The organism is candidate division WOR-3 bacterium (assembly GCA_016867815.1).
Taxonomy (GTDB): domain Bacteria; phylum Hydrothermota; class Tepidihabitantia; order Tepidihabitantales; family Tepidihabitantaceae; genus UBA2258.
The window spans coordinates 1-16,984 of the sequence record VGIR01000066.1; the positions used below are offsets into that span (position 1 = coordinate 1).

A 16,984-nucleotide genomic window follows, 5' to 3' on the forward strand; every position below is an offset into this window, starting at 1 on the left:
CCTGCAATAGCTCCAAGGCATCCTCCTGATCCAGCGAAGCCAGCACCTGCCTGCCTGCCGACCTGACGTTCCGACTTGCAGCCGACGACCATCTCCGGTACTTTCTCACAGCGGTTCTCCTTTCATAACATTCAAACAACCCAGATGCTACCATCCGGGCAGGGGAACCGCTACTGATTTTCAACTAAGACAGGGACATCCTCCAGTCCAGTTCGGGGAGTGCAACTCTGCGGCCGGAGGAATGCTCAGACCCATGACCATCCGGCATTGAAACAAACGTCAAGTATAGCCGCCGCGCGCCGCACGCATGCGCGCACTTCGATGGTCAGCGAGAGCATTCCGGGGAACTTCCCAGACCAGCCGCTACCCGATAGCCAGCTCGACCGGGCAAGCATCCCGGCATCCAACCGTTCGTCCCGATACTGAACAACGCAGAAGCGGAAACGTCGGCCCGACGTCGCCTCCCTGATTCCAGCCTGACCTCAGTTCATCTTCGCCGACACGAGCCGCTCGCAGACGCGACTCGACATGTCGGTCGGGCTGTCAGCCATCCGCTCGTCTTCGTACGTGCCGACCATTGAACAGGCCATCAGGTGGACGTCTACCATACCAATCGATATACCATCCTTATCACCAACCATCAGACCAATCACAGTTTGTCCCTGTAGACCGTATGTAGTAACGTGTACAGTTGGAACCGCCATGCCATCTATCGAACCATCACGCAGTCATACCGATAGAGCAAGTGCCTGATGTACTGGTAGACCCACCCAAATACGTATCAATAGACCGTCCATCACACCAGTAGGCGGTTACGCCTCTAGTCCACTTCATATACCGTCCACCATACTGTCTGCTGGACCGTCTAGTAGACAGTCTACCGGACGCCCATCAGATTCCCGATCCGCGCCTCTTCTATGTCATTAACTTCTTTATTTGCAAGAACTAAGCCACTTCATCTCAGCTACTGACCGGCTTGCTACAGAGCTTCCACGAAGGCCCAGCTATTGCGCAACGCAGAACGGTGTGTATAATGGCTATGGCCGACTTCGGTCTGGGCTGGCGGTTGCCGCTCGTACCGGACCACAATCTGCAGATCGAGCTGAAAGGAGAACACAGATGCCGGACAAGATGAGGCGTTTCACGAGTTGGAGTACGAAGTATAATACCGAGCGCATCAAAGCCACGCTCGACGATATGCGGCCCGACATGCAGTCGCGATATCAGGCAGCAATGACTCGCATGTTCGCCAACGACATGAAGGTCAAACAGGTACTGAACGGCAAAGGGGTAAGCACCATCCTCTACGTCCCCTACCTGAGCTTCGGCCGGCAGCTCTGGAAGCTCTCGCGCGAGCAGGACATAGCGGGCGACAGCCTCGAGCTTGCAGCCCAGGCGCTGCGCCTGAAATGGAAGGCCCGTGGCCTCGACGAAGACGTGCTGCTGGCGGTCCAGAAGGAAGTCTGCAGCATCCAGCCCGAGCCCTAGCGCCGCCCGCGCATCAACAGGGACGTGACCCAATTCCGCTAGGGAATTGGGATCGTGTCCCAGGTCCCACCCGGAGCCCGCAAAGCCGGCTTGACCGCACTTACTGTTGAAGCTATATTGATACGGCAGACATGATGTGAACCATGAGCAGAGTGGATGACACGGTCAAGTTGATAAGGGAGTTACCCGACGAACTCCAGACCGACGTGGCGGACTTCGCGCGGTTCTTGAAGGAATCCAGAGCCCGACCGATGCGCACCAGATTCCGGCTCGACTGGGCCGGCGCGGGCCGTCACTTGAAGGACAGGTTCACGTCGGTCGAGCTTCAGCACAAGGCTCTCGACTGTGGTCGGATGGCATACCTGATCGACAGTAACCGGCACTAGATTGGCGCGAGGCAAATCATGAAGACTATCGAGGAAGTAATCAAGAAGACCGCCGAGTTGCCCGAGGAATTGCAGCGGGAAGTCGCCGATTTCGTGGAGTTCTTGAGCCAGAGACGCTCGCGTCCGCGCCGCAAGAAACTGCGTCTGGACTGGGCTGGTGGCTTGAAAGATCTGCGCGAGAAGTACACCTCGGTAGAACTCCAACACAAAGCCTCCGAATGGCGGGCGAACGATGCTCTTGGTCGACGCTAACGTCTGGCTTGAGTTGCTCCTGGAACAGGAACGGGCGGAGCAAGTCCGTGACCTCCTGCGTACGGTTCCCTTGGCCGAGCTCGCAATAACTGACTTCGCTCTGCACTCGGTCGGGATAATCCTGGCCCGCAACAAGGAGGATGGCCTTTTTGTCAGGTTCATCTCCGACCTGCTGTTGGACACGGATGTGCGCTACTTGAGCCTCGACTATGCTGACTTGATGACAGTGGCCGAGACGAGAGATCGCCTTCATCTGGACTTCGACGACGCCTATCAGTATGTGGCTGCCGAGAAGTACGACCTCACACTGGTCAGCCTCGACGCCGACTTCGACCGGACCGAGCGTGGCCGCAAGACGCCCGCCGAGATCCTGGGTGAACCACCGGTTGCCCGCGACAGGCCACCAAGGAAGCCCGCCCGCCGTCGCAACCGCAAGCCGTGAGCGGAAGACCGTCGGCCAGCATTCATCGTTCCGCGATTTCCTCGTCCTCGTCCTCGTCCTCATTCCGCGTTCCGCGCTCAGCGTTGGTACTCTCCTCGGCGCGACCAAGGCCTCGGACTACACCTTCCGCATCGGCGGCCGCCGCGTCTTCTTCGCCGAGAACGAGAAGCGGGCAGCTCGCTTGCCTTGACACTGGGACGCGACAACCATACAATCCTCGCGTGTTAAGTAGAGAGGAACCATCATGGCCATCATAGGCGCGACTCCCAGGCAGATGCCCGCCGATCCGGATGTTGTGCTCTGGCACCAGCAGGTGCCGGAGTGGTGGGGACTCTATCTCGTACAACCCTACGAACGTGCCATCTTCATAGACAACGGCCGGGTCGTCAAAGTGCTCGAAGGTGGGCGCCACAACGTCGAGCGATTCCCCGTAATCGACGTCGTCGATGTCATCTGGGTCGCCCTCAAGAACTTCCGGCTCGGCTTCTACGTCCAGGCCTACAGCCGGGAGACGGTTGAGGTCAAGATGTGGGGCTTCTCGGTCATGAAGGTCACCGACGTGGAGTCGTTCCTGCGGCACGTCGTCGGCAGCCAGCGAGTCTATGACCAGGAGGCGTTCAGCACCTGGATCCGCGGCCACATGATGTCCGTCATCCGCAGCCGCACCGCGGCCAGCACATATTCCGACTACATATCAGACCGAGCCGCCTTCATCGAGCGGATGCGCGCTGACCTGGAAAAGGTGCTGCTCGAATACGGTCTGGGCGTGACCACGATAGAGGTCGAGCGCATCAAGATACCGGACGACCTGGAGGCGACGCTCAAGGAAGGCGTGAAATCCAGCATCACGGCCGACGTGCTCAAGACCAAAGGTGCGGCGGTGTCCGAGGTCTACAAGGGCATGACCAATGCGGGCGTGAACCCGGCGACAATCGAGTTCTTCAAGACCCTCACCGGACGCGACATGTCCGAGATCTTCACCAATCTCGGCATCAGCCCACAAGAGGCAGCCAGCAAGCTGTCGGGTCAGGCGCAGACCGCTGGCCTGCTGGGCAAGGGAACTGGTTCACAAATGGGGCCGATGGACTTGATGATGTCGTTGTTCGCGATGCAGATGATGCAGAACATGACCGGTGTCTCGATGGGCAGACCTGCACAGCCGCCACCCGTCATGGCCCCGCCAGTTCCTACCCCACCCCCCGCGCCGAAAGAACCACAAGCGGCCAAATGCCCCAAGTGCAGTGAACCGCTGCCCACCACTGCGAAGTTCTGCCCGAACTGCGGCGCATCCACCCAAGTGCCCCGCTGCGCGCAGTGCGGAGCGGAGCTGCCGGACACAGCGAAGTTCTGTCCGCAGTGCGGAAAGCCTGCCGGCACGCAGTGACACCCATCGCAGACGGAGCGCAGTAACGATGTATGGGATTGTTCTTACTGGCCTTGGAGTAGTCCTACTCCTACTAATAGCCGGGTCGTTCTTCTGGGTGTTCAAGAGATTGCTCGGGAGTAGGGCGACTGAAGCAGACAAGACCGATGAGTCGCCTGACGAGGCGTCCTCTCGCTTCGATTCCACGCCCGCGGAGGCCGAGCAAGAGCAAGATCTGAATGGTGACGGCCAACTCGCCAGACTCCGCACCAGACTGGCCGCAGGCTGTCCTGGCTGCAAGGCCGCCACAGGCGTCACAGAGGACACGCCGATGGACAAGCTGAAGTCTACGATGCCCAAGAAGTGCTTCTACTGCGGGTTTGACTTCGAGAGCTTTTCGTGATGCGATACCTGCCGCCAAACGCGACCATGCGATTGTGGTCCCTCGCGAGTGCATGTCGGCCGCAGACCCTCCGCGAATCCGTGTCTAGGGTAGAACGCCAGTGATAGCTGCGTCTGTGGTGCTCGCGGTGGTCGGGTTTGTTGCGATAGTCGGCCTGCTGATAGCCGTCACGCGGAATGGCTCGTCCGGGTCAGACTCCTCGGCCGGTCTGCTGGACGTGCAGGTACAGACGCCGGTCACATACTATCGAGATGACCAACTAGCGAGGCTGCGGGTGGCGCTCGCTCAAGGGTGCCCCAACTGCAAGGCAGAGACTGGAGTCACACGAGCCACCAGCCTGGACAAAGTGGCTGTAGCTGTGACTAAGAAGTGTTTCTATTGCGGGTTCGATTTCGCAGGGCTCTCTGCGGAGGCGAGTGAATCGGAAGATCGGCAGTCATCGCTAGACGGCTGAAGGATGAAGTAGCATGCCAGCCTGTCCGAAGTGCGGTGCTGATGCCGACGATGGAGCCGAGAAGTGCTTCTACTGCGGGACAAAGTTGCCACGCCGCGGGGCGACGGCCGACCAGACTCGTGCGCCCGCCACCGCTTCAGTTGCGCGCCCCGCACAGCAGTTGTCGCACTGCAGTCGGCAAAAGGCGATGCTCCTGTGCTTGTTCCTCGGCTGGACCGGAGCCCACCGCTTCTATGTGGGTAAGTCCAACAGCGGCCGCCTGTGGGCGATGACGTTGGGCGTGCTAGGCGTCGGCTGGCTGGTTGATACAGTCGCAATCGCGGCGGGTTCGTTCAAAGACAGCGACGGACTCCCTCTTGCTTGACGCTGCCGGCCGTACAGAAGGAGATATATGACCTGTCCTGAGTGCGGCGCAAAGGTCAAGGACGACGAAGCCAAGTGCTTCTACTGCGGCACGCGGCTTCGGGAGGAACCCAAACCGACGCCACAACCTAGACCTACCTTCGTGCCGCCTACCGAGGTGACGACCCCATCCCCAAGTGGCAGCCACGTGTGGATCTGGGGGGTTGTAGCGCTGGTGGTCGTCGTCCTCCTGGTCATTGCGGGAGTGATCGTGTCGTCCGTGCAGCAGTATCAGTCACGTTGGCGGCCCGTACCGGAGACGGCAGAGGTAGTACAGAGCACGCCGGCTACGAGGAGTGATGCGGAGCAACCGGTCCGTGAGCAGAAGCGACCTGCCGTCAGCCCGAAGCCCCTGGTAAAGAAGCAGAGTCGGCCAGACGACGAGACGCCGAGGGCAAGCGGGATGACTTCTGTGCGAACGAACAGCCAAGGGTATGAGGAGTACCGTTGGGAGAAAGATGGCGCGACGGTCATCAAGATTCCGGCAGGGACGTTCACGATGGGTTCGACTGTCTACAGTGACGAGGAGCCGGTGCACCAGGTGTATCTCGATGAGTACTACATTGACAAGTACGAAGTTACCAACCGGCAGTACAAGAGGTTCTGCGACTCGACCGGCAGGAGCTGGCCGCCCGACCCCGGTTTCCCCGGTATGTCGAACTACTTCACTAGCTTCCCTGACTGTCCGGTCGTCTATGTGTCTTGGGAAGATGCGGCGGCTTACTGCACGTGGGCGGGCAAGCGGTTGCCGACCGAGGCGGAATGGGAAAAGGCGGCGCGCGGCACGGACGGGCGGAAGTACCCGTGGGGCAGCTCCGCGCCGGGTGCGGGTGGGCTATGCCGTTACATCGAGTTCGTTGATTGTTATCCCGCACCGGTCGGCAGTTACGAGCGTGGTGCTAGCCCTTATGGATGCATGGACATGGCAGGTAACGTGTGGGAGTGGTGCTCGGACTGGCTCGACGCCAGCTACTATGGCCGGAGTCCGGACAGCAATCCCGCAGGGCCTTCTTCTGGCTCGGGCCGCGTCTATCGCGGCGGGAGTTGGAACGGCGATGACAATTGGCTGCGTTGTTCCATGCGGAACTTTCACAATCCATGGTACCGGTCCTGCAAACTTGGCTTTCGATGTGCCGGCAGGCGATAACCCGACGCCTTTCGCTTCGGACCACGCACTGAGGTAGCAGGATTCGTCGACAAAGTAGGTGGTGGATTTGACCTCACTGGTCGTCGCTGACGTGAAGGAGGAATTGCGATGAAGTGCGACAAGTGCGGAGCTGAACAGCAAGAAGAGAACAGGGTTCGGTGCTACAAGTGCGGCGCGGAACTGGCCGGTGAGCCGTCATGGCCAAAGGTGTCGGTCTCGGCCACGACCATTGTCCCCGTTGATGGAATGGCCATAACTTCCATCATTTGTGGGGCAGTAGGCGTCATACTGGGCCCCATACTCACAGGTGCCCTAGACGGTGACAACCGCGTGATTGGCGTCGTGCTGGGAGTGCTGTTGGGCCTTATCGCGATTGGCTCCGGCGTCGCAGGCGGTTGCAGCATCTCCCGCAGTCTGGGCCGAAAGAGCGGCAAGCTCCTCGTCACGTTCGGTATCATTCTCGGCCTGGCGACGCTGTTCCTCGTCATCGTTATCGCGCTGGCGGCATCGTCCGCAGCTCAAGGTCAGTAGGCCAGCCCTTCGCGCCTGCGAACTCCGAGAGGAATCATGGCCAGTCACCTCAGGACGGCCGATGGCTGACAGCTAGCTGCACATGGTCGTTGGCGTCGGCGATTCTGAGGGCGGCGCGGACGCGGCTAACATGATGAAACCTGCCCTGGCGCGCGGCGACCTGCGCTGCATCGGCGCTACCACGATTGCCGAGTACCGGAGGTACATCGAGTCGGACTCGGCCCTGGAGCGGCGGTTCGAGCGGGTCGTTGTGAACGAGCCGACGCGAGATGAGACGCTGCAGATGCTCAAGGGCATCCGGCCCAAGCTTGAGGCGCATCACGAGACGAGAATCCCGGACGAGGCGTTGGAGGCTGCCGTTGACCTGTCGGTACGCTTCGACACCGACCATCAATTGCCCGACAAGGCTATCGACCTTGTGGACAAGGCCGGGGCGCGAAAGCGCGTGCCGATGTTGAGTATGGCTCCGGGCAGTAAGGCAGGACCGGGACGACCGAAGTCAGAAGTCAGAGATCAGAAGTCAGAATGCAGAAGTGGCGTAAGAGGAGCCGGGGCTGAGGAGACGGGTGGCGAGGTTACGGCACGGACCATAGCGGAGGTGCTGGCGGAGAAGATGGGGCTGCCGCTGGACGTGGTGGCCGGGCATCTTGCGGGCACATCGCAGGCGAGGATGCTCGCGATGGAGCGGTTCCTGAAGGAGCATCTGGTCGGACAGGATCAGGCCGTTGAGCAGGTGTGTCGCCGCCTCGTAACCGCGCATGCCGGGTTGAGCACACGGCGCGGGCCGCTCGGCGTGTTCCTGTTTGTCGGGCCGACCGGCGTCGGCAAGACCGAGCTGGCGAAGCTCAGCGCGCAGTACCTGTTCGGCACTGACGCCGCGTTGATACGACTGGACATGTCCGAGTTCATGGAGGAACACAGCGTATCCAAGCTGGTCGGTTCTCCGCCGGGCTACATCGGACACGACGAGGAAGGGCAGTTGACGGGCAGGCTGCGCACGAAGCCGTATTCGGTCGTGCTGCTGGACGAGGTCGAGAAGGCTCATCCGCGCGTGATGGACATGTTCCTGCAGGTCTTCGATGAAGGCAGGCTGACCGACAGCAAGGGCAGGACGGCCGACGCGAGGAACGCCATCTTCATCATGACCTCGAACCTGGCCTCGCGGCCCAGGGAGGAGAAGCACATCGGGTTCGTGCCGCAGGAACCTGCGGCAGCGAAGGCCTCGTGGGTTGCCGCGGTCGGCCGGCACTTCCGGCCCGAGTTCATCAACCGGATTGATGAAGTCGTGGCGTTCTGGCCGCTCAGCGAGGACGCCGTAAGGACTATCCTGAAGCCGATGCTGGACGAGATACGCGACCGGCTGAGAGAGCAGTATGGCGTGGCTATCGAGTTCGGAGAAGGAACCGAAAACTACATCGTCAGCGTGGGCTACAGTCCCGCGCTTGGCGCAAGGGAGTTGCGTCGGACCGTTGAGCGCCTGGTCCAGGCGCCGCTGAGCGACATGGCCCTTAGTGGCAGGTTGAAGGAGCACGGCAAGTGGCGGATGGTTCGCACTGGCAGTGGCCTCTCTCTTGTTCCCGTTGGCGCGTCATAACGCGATCGAGAACTCAGGAGGCAGAAAGTGACTATTGACACGGCCCAAGGCATTTTGGATATACGATCTGGGATTGCCGAGACCGCTGACGGCGTCGTTCGTACATCGTTACTTCGTACATCGTTGTTCGTTCCCAGACGGACCGAGCGTGGGGTCGGAGAACGATGAACGTTGTACGAATCTGCCGAACCAACGAATGGGAGCGGTAAGCCGTGAGCTGTAAGCCGAGAGCGAATGTCGATTGCCGATTGGCGGGACCGCTGACGACTCACGGCCTACAGCTAACGGCTAGCAGCTTGCGGCCTCGGTCGGACAGGGCAGGTCGTGTGCGTTGACTTTGCCCGCCTTGAGCATAGACTGATTTCATGCAGAACTACAATCTGCCGATAATCATCGAGAAGAATGAGGACGGCTACATCGCCTATTGCCCGGAACTTCAGGGCTGTTATACGCAGGGCGACACGTACGAGGAAGCGCTGGCCAACATAAAGGATGCCATCGCTCTGCATATCCAGGACCGGGTTGAGAACGGCGAGTCCGTCTCCCGTCCCGAGGTCTTGAACATCGCCACTGTTGAAGTGGCGGTATGAGCCCGAGACTGCCGCGCCGGACCGCATCCGAGGTCCGTCGGGCCATCGAGAAGGCGGGTTTGTTCTCTCCCGCCAATCCGGAAGCCATCAGATATTCCGCAACGCGAAAGGCCGGCGCATTACCTTGCCGGCTCACGCCGGCAGGACGCTCCACCCGAAGATACTCAAACGCATTCTCGCCGACGCCGAACTGACGGCGGATGAGTTCGAGAAGCTGGTCTAGCCCGGCCTGGGGAAGCGCCGGGGATTGCGTGCGGAATTCGAGGGACAGCAGATGATCATTGACACGGCCCAAGTCATTTTGGATTTACGATTTTCGATTGCCGAGACCGCTAACGGCCTACGGCTAACAGCTTACGGCCTCGGTCGTTCATCGTTCCTTCGTGTATCGTCGGCTCGTTCGGGCAAGGCAGTCGATTGCCGATTGGCGGGCATGGGTCGTTCATCGTTCATTCGTCCATCGTTCTTGGCCTCAGCGGCCCCTGTCCGACAGCGCATCCGTGGTTGCATCCGGTCTGGTCGTGGCTTCCGTTGCCGTGCCAAACCAGGTCTGTGAACTCGCTGGTTCAGCACGGATTCGGGGAGGCGATATCGCTTGACATCCCGCCTGATTCGTGATTGAATGGGGCATGTCTAGAGGCAGAATTGTCGCCCTGAAAAAAGGAGATGGCAGCCGACGATGAGCACCGCAGCCTATCTGCGCGAACTGCGCAAGACGTTCCCGAAGCTGGCGAAGAAGCACGGAACACCGCTCTTCATTGTGAGCAAGACGCTCTTGCTCGAACAGGTCGCGCGGTTCCGCAAACTCCTCCCCCGCGTCGAGCCGTTCTACGCGGTCAAAGCCAATCCCAACCCGGACGTGTTGAAGGTCCTGGTCCAGGCCGGGCTCGGGTTTGACGTGGCGTCGCCGCAGGAGATCGAATGGGTCCTGAATGCCGGAGCGACGCCGGACCGGCTGGTCTACGCCAACACCATGAAACGGAACGAGTCGATCGAGTTCGCCTGCAAGCGCAAGGTGAACCTGATGACGTTCGACTCGGAATACGAGTTGTCGAAGATCGCCCGCCATGCTCCAGGCGCGTCGGTCATGGTCCGCATCAAGGTCCCGAACGTGGGCTCGATAATCGAGCTGTCGCTCAAGTTCGGCGCCGATCCCGCCGACGCCGTGCCGCTGTTGCTGAAAGCGGGTCGGCTGGGCTTGAAGCCGGTCGGCGTCAGTTTCCATGTCGGCTCCCAGTGCACCCACGGCGACAACTATCTGGAGGCGTTTGAGCTCTGCAAGATCATTGTCAACGACGCGCTGCTCAAACAGCTCCCTCTGCAGATGATCGACATCGGCGGCGGGTACCCGATCCGGCACTTCGACACCGACGAGGACTGGTTCGCCAACATGGCGCCGGCAATGAACATGGAGATCGACCGGCTCTTCGACCCGAGTATCAGGATTATCGCCGAACCGGGACGCGCATTGGTTGGCCCCGCCTGTATGCTCCTGACCAGCGTCGTCGGCAAGTCGATCCGCAATAACAAGCACTGGTACTTTCTTGACGACGGCGTGTATGGCGCTCTCTCCGGCATCATCTTCGACCACTGCAAGTACCAGTTCGAGGTCCTGAAGAAGGGCCCCACGCAACTCACAACCCTGGCCGGACCCACCTGTGATTCGCTCGACATCATCTCCGGGGCCGAAGAGCTGCCGGAACTCGGCTTCGGCGACCTGGTTTATGCCAGCCGCATCGGCGCGTATTCGCTGGCCAGTGCGACCACCTTCAACGGCATCCCTCCGGCCAAACCGATCCTGGTGCCATGAGGAAGAGTGCTCAAGTGATCAAGAGACCCAGTGGTCAAGTGAAGGAATCCTGCACTAGACCACTAGACCACTCGACCACTCGGTCACCTCGGGTTCGCAGGGATCTGACCGAGATACCGGACTGGCTGCGCAAGCGCGAGTGCCCGCACAAGGCGAAATACATGAGCGGCCGGCGCATCATGCCCGCGGGCATAACCGGCAGAGAGAAGCTGCCCGGCCTGATGGACCGTACGTTCCTCGCCTACAACGCGGCGCGGCTGCGCCAGGGCTGCGAGCTGTACACGGAGAAGATGCTCGCTCCGGACACGGTTGTCGGAATGAGCCTGGCCGGCGCGCTCACCCCGGCCGGCCTCGGCTGCTCCGCCGTGGTCCCGCTCATCAAGGCCGGGTTCGTTGACTGGATCGTGGCCACCGGTGCCAACATGTACCACGACCTCCACTTCGCGTTCAACCTGCCGCTCCACGTCGGCTCGCACGTCGTGGACGACACCGACCTCCGTCGCAACGACGTGGTCCGCATCTACGATGTGTTCCTCGGCTACACCGATTGCCTGATGGCCACGGACAAGATCCTGCGTTCGATCATCGTCCAGCCCGAGTTCCAGAGAGAGATGGGCACGGCCGAGTTCTACCATCTACTCGGGCGGTATGCGGCTGAATGGGAACGGAAGACCGGCAACAAGGACGTCTCTGTTCTGGCCGCGGCCTATCGCGCGGGTGTGCCCATCCACACCAGCTCGCCCGGCGACTCCACCATCGGCATGAACATCGCGGGTCTCGAACTGAAGGGGCTGAAGCTGCGCATCAACCCGTCAATCGACGTGAACGAGACAACGTCCTACGTACTCCATGCGAAGCGGTCGGGCGGCAAGTCCGCGGTCCTGCTCATCGGCGGGGGCAGCCCCAAGAACTTCATGCTCCAGACCGAACCGCAGATCCAGGAAGTGCTGATGATAAAGGAACTGGGGCAGGACTACTTCTTCCAGGTAACCGACGCCCGACCCGATACCGGCGGGCTGTCCGGGGCGACTCCGCACGAGGCCGTGTCGTGGGGCAAGGTTGACCCGGAGAAGCTGCCCGATGCGCTGGTCTGCTACACGGACGTGACGATCGCGCTACCGATGCTGACGCACTACGCGCTGGCCACTCACCCGCGACGCAAGCTGCGTCGCCTCTACGACAAACGTGCCCGGTTGGTGGAGGATCTCACACGCGAGTTCTTCGCGCACTCGCACTTCTGATGGCAAGTGCTCCAGTGGTCAAGTGGTCATGTGGTCGAGTGCCCGGACACTGGACCACTAGACCACTATAGCCTTTCCAGCTCTTCGCTGATCAGTTGTCGCTGATACAGCTTCCAGTAGAGCCCCTGGTTCGCCAGCAGATCGTCGTGCGTTCCCTGTTCTTTCACCTTGCCCGCATCCAGAACGTACACCCAGTCGCAGACGCTCAGCACTGAAAGCCGGTGCGACACGATGATGACGGTAACGCCCGGCAACTGGTTCATCATCCGGTTCACCAGTTCCTTCTCGGTCTCGGCGTCGAGCGCGGAAGTAGCGTCATCAAAGACCATGACCGGCGGGCGACCGACCAGGGCGCGCGCAATCGCCACTCGTTCTTTCTGGCCGCCGGAAAGACGCGTCCCGCGCTCGCCCAGCACCTCATCGAGACCCTTGGGGAATCCGGCCACCTCACCGGCAAGCTCCGCCGCAGCCACGACGGCCTGCAGCTGTTCTTCGCTTGTGTCCTCGCGACCGAAGGCAATATTGCCGCGCACCGTATCGGAGAACAGCGTCGCCTCCTGCGGTGCGTAGCCGAACAGCTTTCGGTACGCGTCGAGGTCCAGCTGCCTGATGTCCTGTCCTGAAAGCGTCACGCTGCCCTGCTGGGGATCGGCGCTGCGGAACAGGAGACGGAAGACCGTGCTCTTGCCCGAGCCGACAGTGCCGGCGATGCCGACCTTGCGCCCGGGAGCAAAGACCATCTCCGCCTCATCGAGTACGGGTCTGGTTCCGTACGTGAAGGTCGCACGATTCAGCCGCAACTCGCCGGCAACCGGCTGTTTCGCATCCGGAGGAGATGCGATTTCCGGCGGGTGCAGTTTGAGTGACTCGATGCGTTCGGCCGCGCCCTGGGCCCGGCGTCCGGAAACGAAGAGGTTGCCGATATCAAACATCGGTCCTACGAGCATCAGTATGTAGGCGTTGAAGGCGACGAACTCCCCCAGCGTCAGGCTCTTATTCACGACCTGCACACCGCCGATCCAGAGCACCACGAGCGTGGCGACCTCGGCAATCGCCATGTACATGATGCCGATCTTCGCCTCGGTCCGCGCCTCACCCATGGCCACGCCGATGCGCTCGTCCAGCGTGCTGCGGAACCTGCGCCCGAGCTTGTCCTCCATGCCGTATGACTTCACCAGCCGGATGCCGGTGAACGCGGACTCAAGCTGGTTGTTGATCTCTGATATCTTCGCCCGCCACTTCATGAACCAGGAATACACCTTGGGACCGAGCCTGGCCCAGACCAGCACGCCCAGCCCGATCGGCAGGACTGTGACAAGCGTCATGAGAGGGTTCATCCTGACCATGATGACCAGCGCGAAGATAACGGTGAACCCGGCCGCTGCGAACCGGAACAGGCCGGAACAGGCAAACCACGAGAGCTCGCCCATATCGTGGTCGAGTCGCTCCATCACGTCCCCGGTCGGGTACTTGGCACTGAACGTGTGCCCCATGTCGAGCACGCGCCGGAAGACCTCGCTTCTCACCTTCCACTGGTAGAGCTCGTTGATACGGCCGCGCGAGAATGGCAGCAGCACCTCGCCGACGACCCGCAGGAACCCGAAGCCCACGAGGTAGAGCACGTACTGGACCAGCTGCGGCTGCGATATCCCGCGTTTGATGCCATCGACTATCATCCGCAACAGGTAGGGGAAGGCCATCGTTATCGCGGTGACCACGATGGTGCCGAGAAGCAGGGCAATCGACCAGCCCGGTCGCTGACGCCAGAAGTCGAATACTATCTTCAGGCTGCCCTTCTGGGCCTTGCCTTCGACCTTCGTCATTTTGACTTCATCCTTCATCCTCTACGCGGCTTCCCCCACGTACTGCAGCCGATACAGCCGCGAGTAGATGCCTTCGCGGGTCAGGAGTTCCTCGTGGGTGCCCTGCTCGGCGATGTGTCCCTTGTGCACGACGAGAACGCGGTCAGCCATACGGATCGTAGCCAGCCGGTGCGCCACTATGATCGCGGTCCGGCCCTTCAGCAGTTCCTCCAGACCCTCCTGGATCAGATGCTCGGTGTGCGGGTCGACCGACGACGTAGCTTCGTCGAGAATCAGTATCTCCGGGTCGCGCACCAGTGCGCGGGCAAATGCCAGGAGCTGCCGCTCGCCCAGCGAGAAGTTGGCACCGCCCTCAGTCAGCACCGTGTCATAGCCCTGCGGGAACCTGCCAATTGCATCGTGAATCCGCGCCCGCTTCGCCGCCTCGATCACCTGCTCGCGCGGGATGGTGTCGTCGAACAGCCGCAGGTTGTCGAGTACCGAACCCGGGAACATCACAACTTCCTGGGGAACGAAGCCGACTGCCGAACGAAGCCTGTGCTTGTCCATCGTGGCCAGGTCCTCGGAGTCACAGTGTAGCCGGCCGGCCTGGGCCAGGTAGAACTTCATCAGCAGGTTTACTATCGACGTCTTGCCCCCACCGGTCTCGCCCACCAGTGCGACCTTCTCCCCTCTGCGCACGACCATGCTCACGTCTCTCAGCACGAAGTTCTGGCCATCGTACGCGAAGTCGACGTTCTCGCAGGTGATCGCCTCTTTCAGTCGGAACGGCCCTGCGGCCGCAATGCCGGCCGGCTCCGGCGCCAGATCAAGGACCTGGAACGTCCGCTCGGCCGAAGCGAATGCCCGCTGCATCACGTTTATCTGGTCGGAGATGGCCCGCAGCGGTCCGAACAGCCGCGTGATATAGGACACGAACAGGAACAGCGTACCGATGGTAAGCTGACCATTGAGCGCCCAGGCTCCGCCGAATCCCAGCACCAACCCCATTCCCAGCACGTCGCCGAAGTCCACGAGCATCCAGACCGCGTGCCACAGGATTGTCGCCTTCAGCTCGTTCTTGTACTTCAGACGGTTCAGGTCGTCCATCCGCTGGGCGAAGCGCCGCTGCTGGCAGAAAACCTGGATCACCGGCAGACCCTTGAGTGCCTCGCTCACGAGGTTGTTCGTCTCGGCCACGGTGCGGCGAACCTGGATGTACACCGGCCGCACCTTTTTTTGGAACACCCAGAATGCCACCACGAACGGCGGCAGCAGCACCAGCACCAGGAGGAACAACCGCAGGCTGGCTACACCCATGATTATGCCCATGCCGATGAGCATCAGCGCGCTCTGCAGGAGCACCACTGACGTCCGCGTGAAGAGCATCTTCATGGCCTCTGTGTCACTCTCGACTCGGGAGATCAGCTTGCCGGCCGGGGTCTTGTCGAAGAAGGACATCGGCAGGTCCAGAACGTGACGGAACAACGCCTGCTTGAGGTCGGCCGCACCACGCTCACCGACCACGGCAAGCCAGACCTGCTGGTAGTAGCCCACCACCAACAGCACGAGCTGGATGCCGAGGTAGATGAGCGAGGTAACGGCCAGGCCGCGCAGATCACTACGGCCGATATTGACGTCAATCGCCCGCTTAAGGAGCACCGGCCCCAGCAGCCCGAGCCCGGTCGAAACCAGGAGTAGCGCTCCGGCCGCTACTACTCGGCCGAGATACGGCCGGAAGAACGGCCAAAGCCGCCGGATGTAGGTCCCGGCCTTGCCGGTCGGCTTGGTCTCTTCAAGTTCAAGGTCACCGTGCCAATGCATGGAGGCGTATTATTGCGTACAAACCGGTGTGTGTAAAGGTCGGACGCGCAACGCTCCGAACCTGTTGCAGAGTTTGACGCCCGGCGCGGCCTCGCGCCGAGGCCACGGTTGCGTCTCGCGAAGCACCCCACGTTGTTCCTTACGAAGTAACGGCAGACGTATCGTTCGCTGGGTGTTCGCTTGCGTCGGCAGATGTGTCCGTAGCTGAATAGCGAGCTGTATCTCAAGCTGAATCTCGACCTGAATCCGTCGCTGTACCGCGCGTTGTTCGCGAAGTCGTACCTGTCGTTGTTCCAGCAGTTGTTTACGACGTTGTTCGGTTCGACGTACGAATCGAAGCTCGAGCAGTTGCAGGCTTCTTTGCATCCCAAGCTGTGTCGACCGATGCCACCCCCCAGGCAGTCTGTGGGCCGTCCACTCCCCGGCGGAATTGTGGTCGGAGAACGGTCTACCGCAACATGTAGATGACCGCCAGATGCCTTCCTTCCCCCTCTCCTCGCCGAGGAGAGGGTCGGGGTGAGGAAGCCTGCGGGCGCACGTCCTTGCCGGGACTGAACTTACGCGCGAGGCCGGCCACAGGTCGAGGCACTTGCGCTGGAACTTCCGCGTTCACCTCGGCGCTGAATGCCTCGTTCAATCAGAGACTCAGCGCGCCTTTCAGGGCCGGCCTCAACTCTCTGCTGAACGCGGCAGTCAGACCGTAACTCGCTGACGGGCTCGTCGCGCGGTTCGCTGCCGGGTTGTGCTCGGCAGTGGATTCCTGACTGACGGTGGTCCTGATTTCCCCGGTCTGGTCGCCGTTGACGGCCGCGCTGAGCCGGCAGATCATCGCGCAACCGACGGCCGGATTAAGTCCTTGATTGACGGCCACATTGATGGCCGCGATGTGTCCGGTCTTGAATCCCGAAGTCAATCCGGGAATGACTCCCCCTCTGCCGGTCCGCGTTCAAGACTCAGCTCTGGGTCGCGGGGTCGTTCCCTGTGAGGCTCAAATGACGTTTCCGTGACTTGCGCTTCCGTCGGCAGATAGCATATCGGGTGTTGCGTTTGAGGGCTCTCGGCTCTCTCACACCAGTGAAGGTCAGTAATCCGGCCCATGGCCGGAAAGGAGAATCACCATGTCCGACGTACTAATCAGAGCATAAAATGTTTGACATGGGAGTCGGTTTGGTGTATACTGTGAGTAATGAGAGAAGACGATACTCGGCGTCTATCGCCGGCGGCTTTGGATGTGCTGCGTGTGCGGGTGATGAAA

The 16,984-nt window shown here is 61.0% G+C and carries 17 protein-coding genes and 1 pseudogene; 15 read left to right on the top strand and 3 right to left on the bottom strand.

Translation table 11 applies throughout. From position 1 onward, the window contains the following. Nucleotides 1–1,119 precede the first annotated feature (1,119 nt). From FJY68_10140 to FJY68_10210, 15 genes and pseudogenes are all read left to right on the top strand, one after another. Entirely contained in the window at nt 1,120–1,488 is a 369-nt protein-coding gene (locus tag FJY68_10140; GenBank protein ID MBM3332187.1) for a hypothetical protein, read from the top strand. Nucleotides 1,489–1,631: 143 nt separating this feature from the next. Continuing rightward, on the top strand, nt 1,632–1,874 hold the full coding sequence (locus FJY68_10145; protein ID MBM3332188.1) for a DUF2281 domain-containing protein: 243 nt from the start codon (nt 1,632–1,634) through the stop codon (nt 1,872–1,874). 18 nt (nt 1,875–1,892) lie between these two features. Then, nucleotides 1,893–2,126 carry a DUF2281 domain-containing protein gene (locus FJY68_10150; protein MBM3332189.1) on the top strand — a complete coding sequence of 78 codons (234 nt, stop codon included), beginning with the start codon at nt 1,893–1,895 and terminating at the stop codon, nt 2,124–2,126. After that, complete coding sequence (locus FJY68_10155) at nt 2,107–2,568, top strand: PIN domain-containing protein (GenBank protein MBM3332190.1); 462 nt, start codon at nt 2,107–2,109, stop codon at nt 2,566–2,568. The genes FJY68_10150 and FJY68_10155 overlap by 20 nt, the downstream gene beginning before the upstream one ends. 244 nt (nt 2,569–2,812) lie before the next feature. Continuing rightward, on the top strand, nt 2,813–3,952 hold the full coding sequence (locus FJY68_10160; GenBank protein ID MBM3332191.1) for a zinc-ribbon domain-containing protein: 1,140 nt from the start codon (nt 2,813–2,815) through the stop codon (nt 3,950–3,952). 97 nt (nt 3,953–4,049) lie between these two features. Beyond that, a complete protein-coding gene (locus FJY68_10165) occupies nt 4,050–4,334 on the top strand; it encodes a hypothetical protein (GenBank protein MBM3332192.1) in 285 nt (94 codons plus the stop codon). Between the two features lie 100 nt (nt 4,335–4,434). Continuing rightward, nucleotides 4,435–4,788, top strand: a complete 354-nt coding sequence (locus tag FJY68_10170) for a hypothetical protein (protein MBM3332193.1) — start codon at nt 4,435–4,437, stop codon at nt 4,786–4,788. A 13-nt stretch (nt 4,789–4,801) separates the two neighbouring features. Further along, the gene (locus FJY68_10175; GenBank protein MBM3332194.1) at nt 4,802–5,152 is read left to right on the top strand and encodes a TM2 domain-containing protein; all 351 of its coding nucleotides are present in this window, start codon (nt 4,802–4,804) and stop codon (nt 5,150–5,152) included. A 27-nt stretch (nt 5,153–5,179) separates the two neighbouring features. Further along, entirely contained in the window at nt 5,180–6,337 is a 1,158-nt protein-coding gene (locus tag FJY68_10180) for a zinc-ribbon domain-containing protein (protein ID MBM3332195.1), read from the top strand. A 108-nt stretch (nt 6,338–6,445) separates the two neighbouring features. Then, the gene (locus FJY68_10185; protein ID MBM3332196.1) at nt 6,446–6,868 is read left to right on the top strand and encodes a hypothetical protein; all 423 of its coding nucleotides are present in this window, start codon (nt 6,446–6,448) and stop codon (nt 6,866–6,868) included. 82 nt (nt 6,869–6,950) lie between these two features. Next, nucleotides 6,951–8,462 carry an ATP-dependent Clp protease ATP-binding subunit gene (locus tag FJY68_10190; GenBank protein MBM3332197.1) on the top strand — a complete coding sequence of 504 codons (1,512 nt, stop codon included), beginning with the start codon at nt 6,951–6,953 and terminating at the stop codon, nt 8,460–8,462. 365 nt (nt 8,463–8,827) lie between these two features. Beyond that, nucleotides 8,828–9,052, top strand: coding sequence for a type II toxin-antitoxin system HicB family antitoxin (locus FJY68_10195; protein ID MBM3332198.1), 225 nt, complete (start codon nt 8,828–8,830; stop codon nt 9,050–9,052). Beyond that, nucleotides 9,049–9,275: pseudogene (locus tag FJY68_10200) on the top strand (addiction module toxin, HicA family). The gene FJY68_10195 and the pseudogene FJY68_10200 overlap by 4 nt, the downstream one beginning before the upstream one ends. Nucleotides 9,276–9,731: 456 nt before the next feature. Further along, complete coding sequence (locus FJY68_10205) at nt 9,732–10,862, top strand: type III PLP-dependent enzyme (protein MBM3332199.1); 1,131 nt, start codon at nt 9,732–9,734, stop codon at nt 10,860–10,862. 161 nt (nt 10,863–11,023) lie between these two features. Further along, nucleotides 11,024–12,103, top strand: a complete 1,080-nt coding sequence (locus tag FJY68_10210; GenBank protein ID MBM3332200.1) for a deoxyhypusine synthase — start codon at nt 11,024–11,026, stop codon at nt 12,101–12,103. Nucleotides 12,104–12,168: 65 nt separating this feature from the next. On the opposite strand, the gene FJY68_10215 is transcribed toward FJY68_10210, so the two are convergent. The 3 genes from FJY68_10215 to FJY68_10225 all read right to left on the bottom strand — a co-directional run bounded on the left by FJY68_10215 (nt 12,169) and on the right by FJY68_10225 (nt 16,642). Continuing rightward, entirely contained in the window at nt 12,169–13,944 is a 1,776-nt protein-coding gene (locus tag FJY68_10215) for an ABC transporter ATP-binding protein (GenBank protein ID MBM3332201.1), read from the bottom strand. Nucleotides 13,945–13,947: 3 nt separating this feature from the next. Next, complete coding sequence (locus FJY68_10220) at nt 13,948–15,729, bottom strand: ABC transporter ATP-binding protein (GenBank protein ID MBM3332202.1); 1,782 nt, start codon at nt 15,727–15,729, stop codon at nt 13,948–13,950. Between the two features lie 637 nt (nt 15,730–16,366). Next, nucleotides 16,367–16,642, bottom strand: a complete 276-nt coding sequence (locus FJY68_10225) for a hypothetical protein (GenBank protein MBM3332203.1) — start codon at nt 16,640–16,642, stop codon at nt 16,367–16,369. Between the last annotated feature and the right edge of the window lie 342 nt (nt 16,643–16,984).

Excerpts from the sequence above, each read along its gene's own strand:
- FJY68_10180 (MBM3332195.1), top strand. The coding sequence starts at position 5,180 with ATGACCTGTCCTGAGTGCGGCGCAAAGGTCAAGGACGACGAAGCCAAG.
- FJY68_10210 (MBM3332200.1), top strand. The coding sequence starts at position 11,024 with ATGAGCGGCCGGCGCATCATGCCCGCGGGCATAACCGGCAGAGAGAAG.
- FJY68_10215 (MBM3332201.1), bottom strand. The coding sequence starts at position 13,944 with ATGAAGGATGAAGTCAAAATGACGAAGGTCGAAGGCAAGGCCCAGAAG.
- FJY68_10220 (MBM3332202.1), bottom strand. The coding sequence starts at position 15,729 with ATGCATTGGCACGGTGACCTTGAACTTGAAGAGACCAAGCCGACCGGC.
- FJY68_10160 (MBM3332191.1), top strand. The coding sequence starts at position 2,813 with ATGGCCATCATAGGCGCGACTCCCAGGCAGATGCCCGCCGATCCGGAT.
- FJY68_10140 (MBM3332187.1), top strand. The coding sequence starts at position 1,120 with ATGCCGGACAAGATGAGGCGTTTCACGAGTTGGAGTACGAAGTATAAT.
- FJY68_10205 (MBM3332199.1), top strand. The coding sequence starts at position 9,732 with ATGAGCACCGCAGCCTATCTGCGCGAACTGCGCAAGACGTTCCCGAAG.
- FJY68_10190 (MBM3332197.1), top strand. The coding sequence starts at position 6,951 with ATGGTCGTTGGCGTCGGCGATTCTGAGGGCGGCGCGGACGCGGCTAAC.
- FJY68_10195 (MBM3332198.1), top strand. The coding sequence starts at position 8,828 with ATGCAGAACTACAATCTGCCGATAATCATCGAGAAGAATGAGGACGGC.
- FJY68_10185 (MBM3332196.1), top strand. The coding sequence starts at position 6,446 with ATGAAGTGCGACAAGTGCGGAGCTGAACAGCAAGAAGAGAACAGGGTT.
- FJY68_10150 (MBM3332189.1), top strand. The coding sequence starts at position 1,893 with ATGAAGACTATCGAGGAAGTAATCAAGAAGACCGCCGAGTTGCCCGAG.
- FJY68_10175 (MBM3332194.1), top strand. The coding sequence starts at position 4,802 with ATGCCAGCCTGTCCGAAGTGCGGTGCTGATGCCGACGATGGAGCCGAG.
- FJY68_10155 (MBM3332190.1), top strand. The coding sequence starts at position 2,107 with ATGCTCTTGGTCGACGCTAACGTCTGGCTTGAGTTGCTCCTGGAACAG.
- FJY68_10145 (MBM3332188.1), top strand. The coding sequence starts at position 1,632 with ATGAGCAGAGTGGATGACACGGTCAAGTTGATAAGGGAGTTACCCGAC.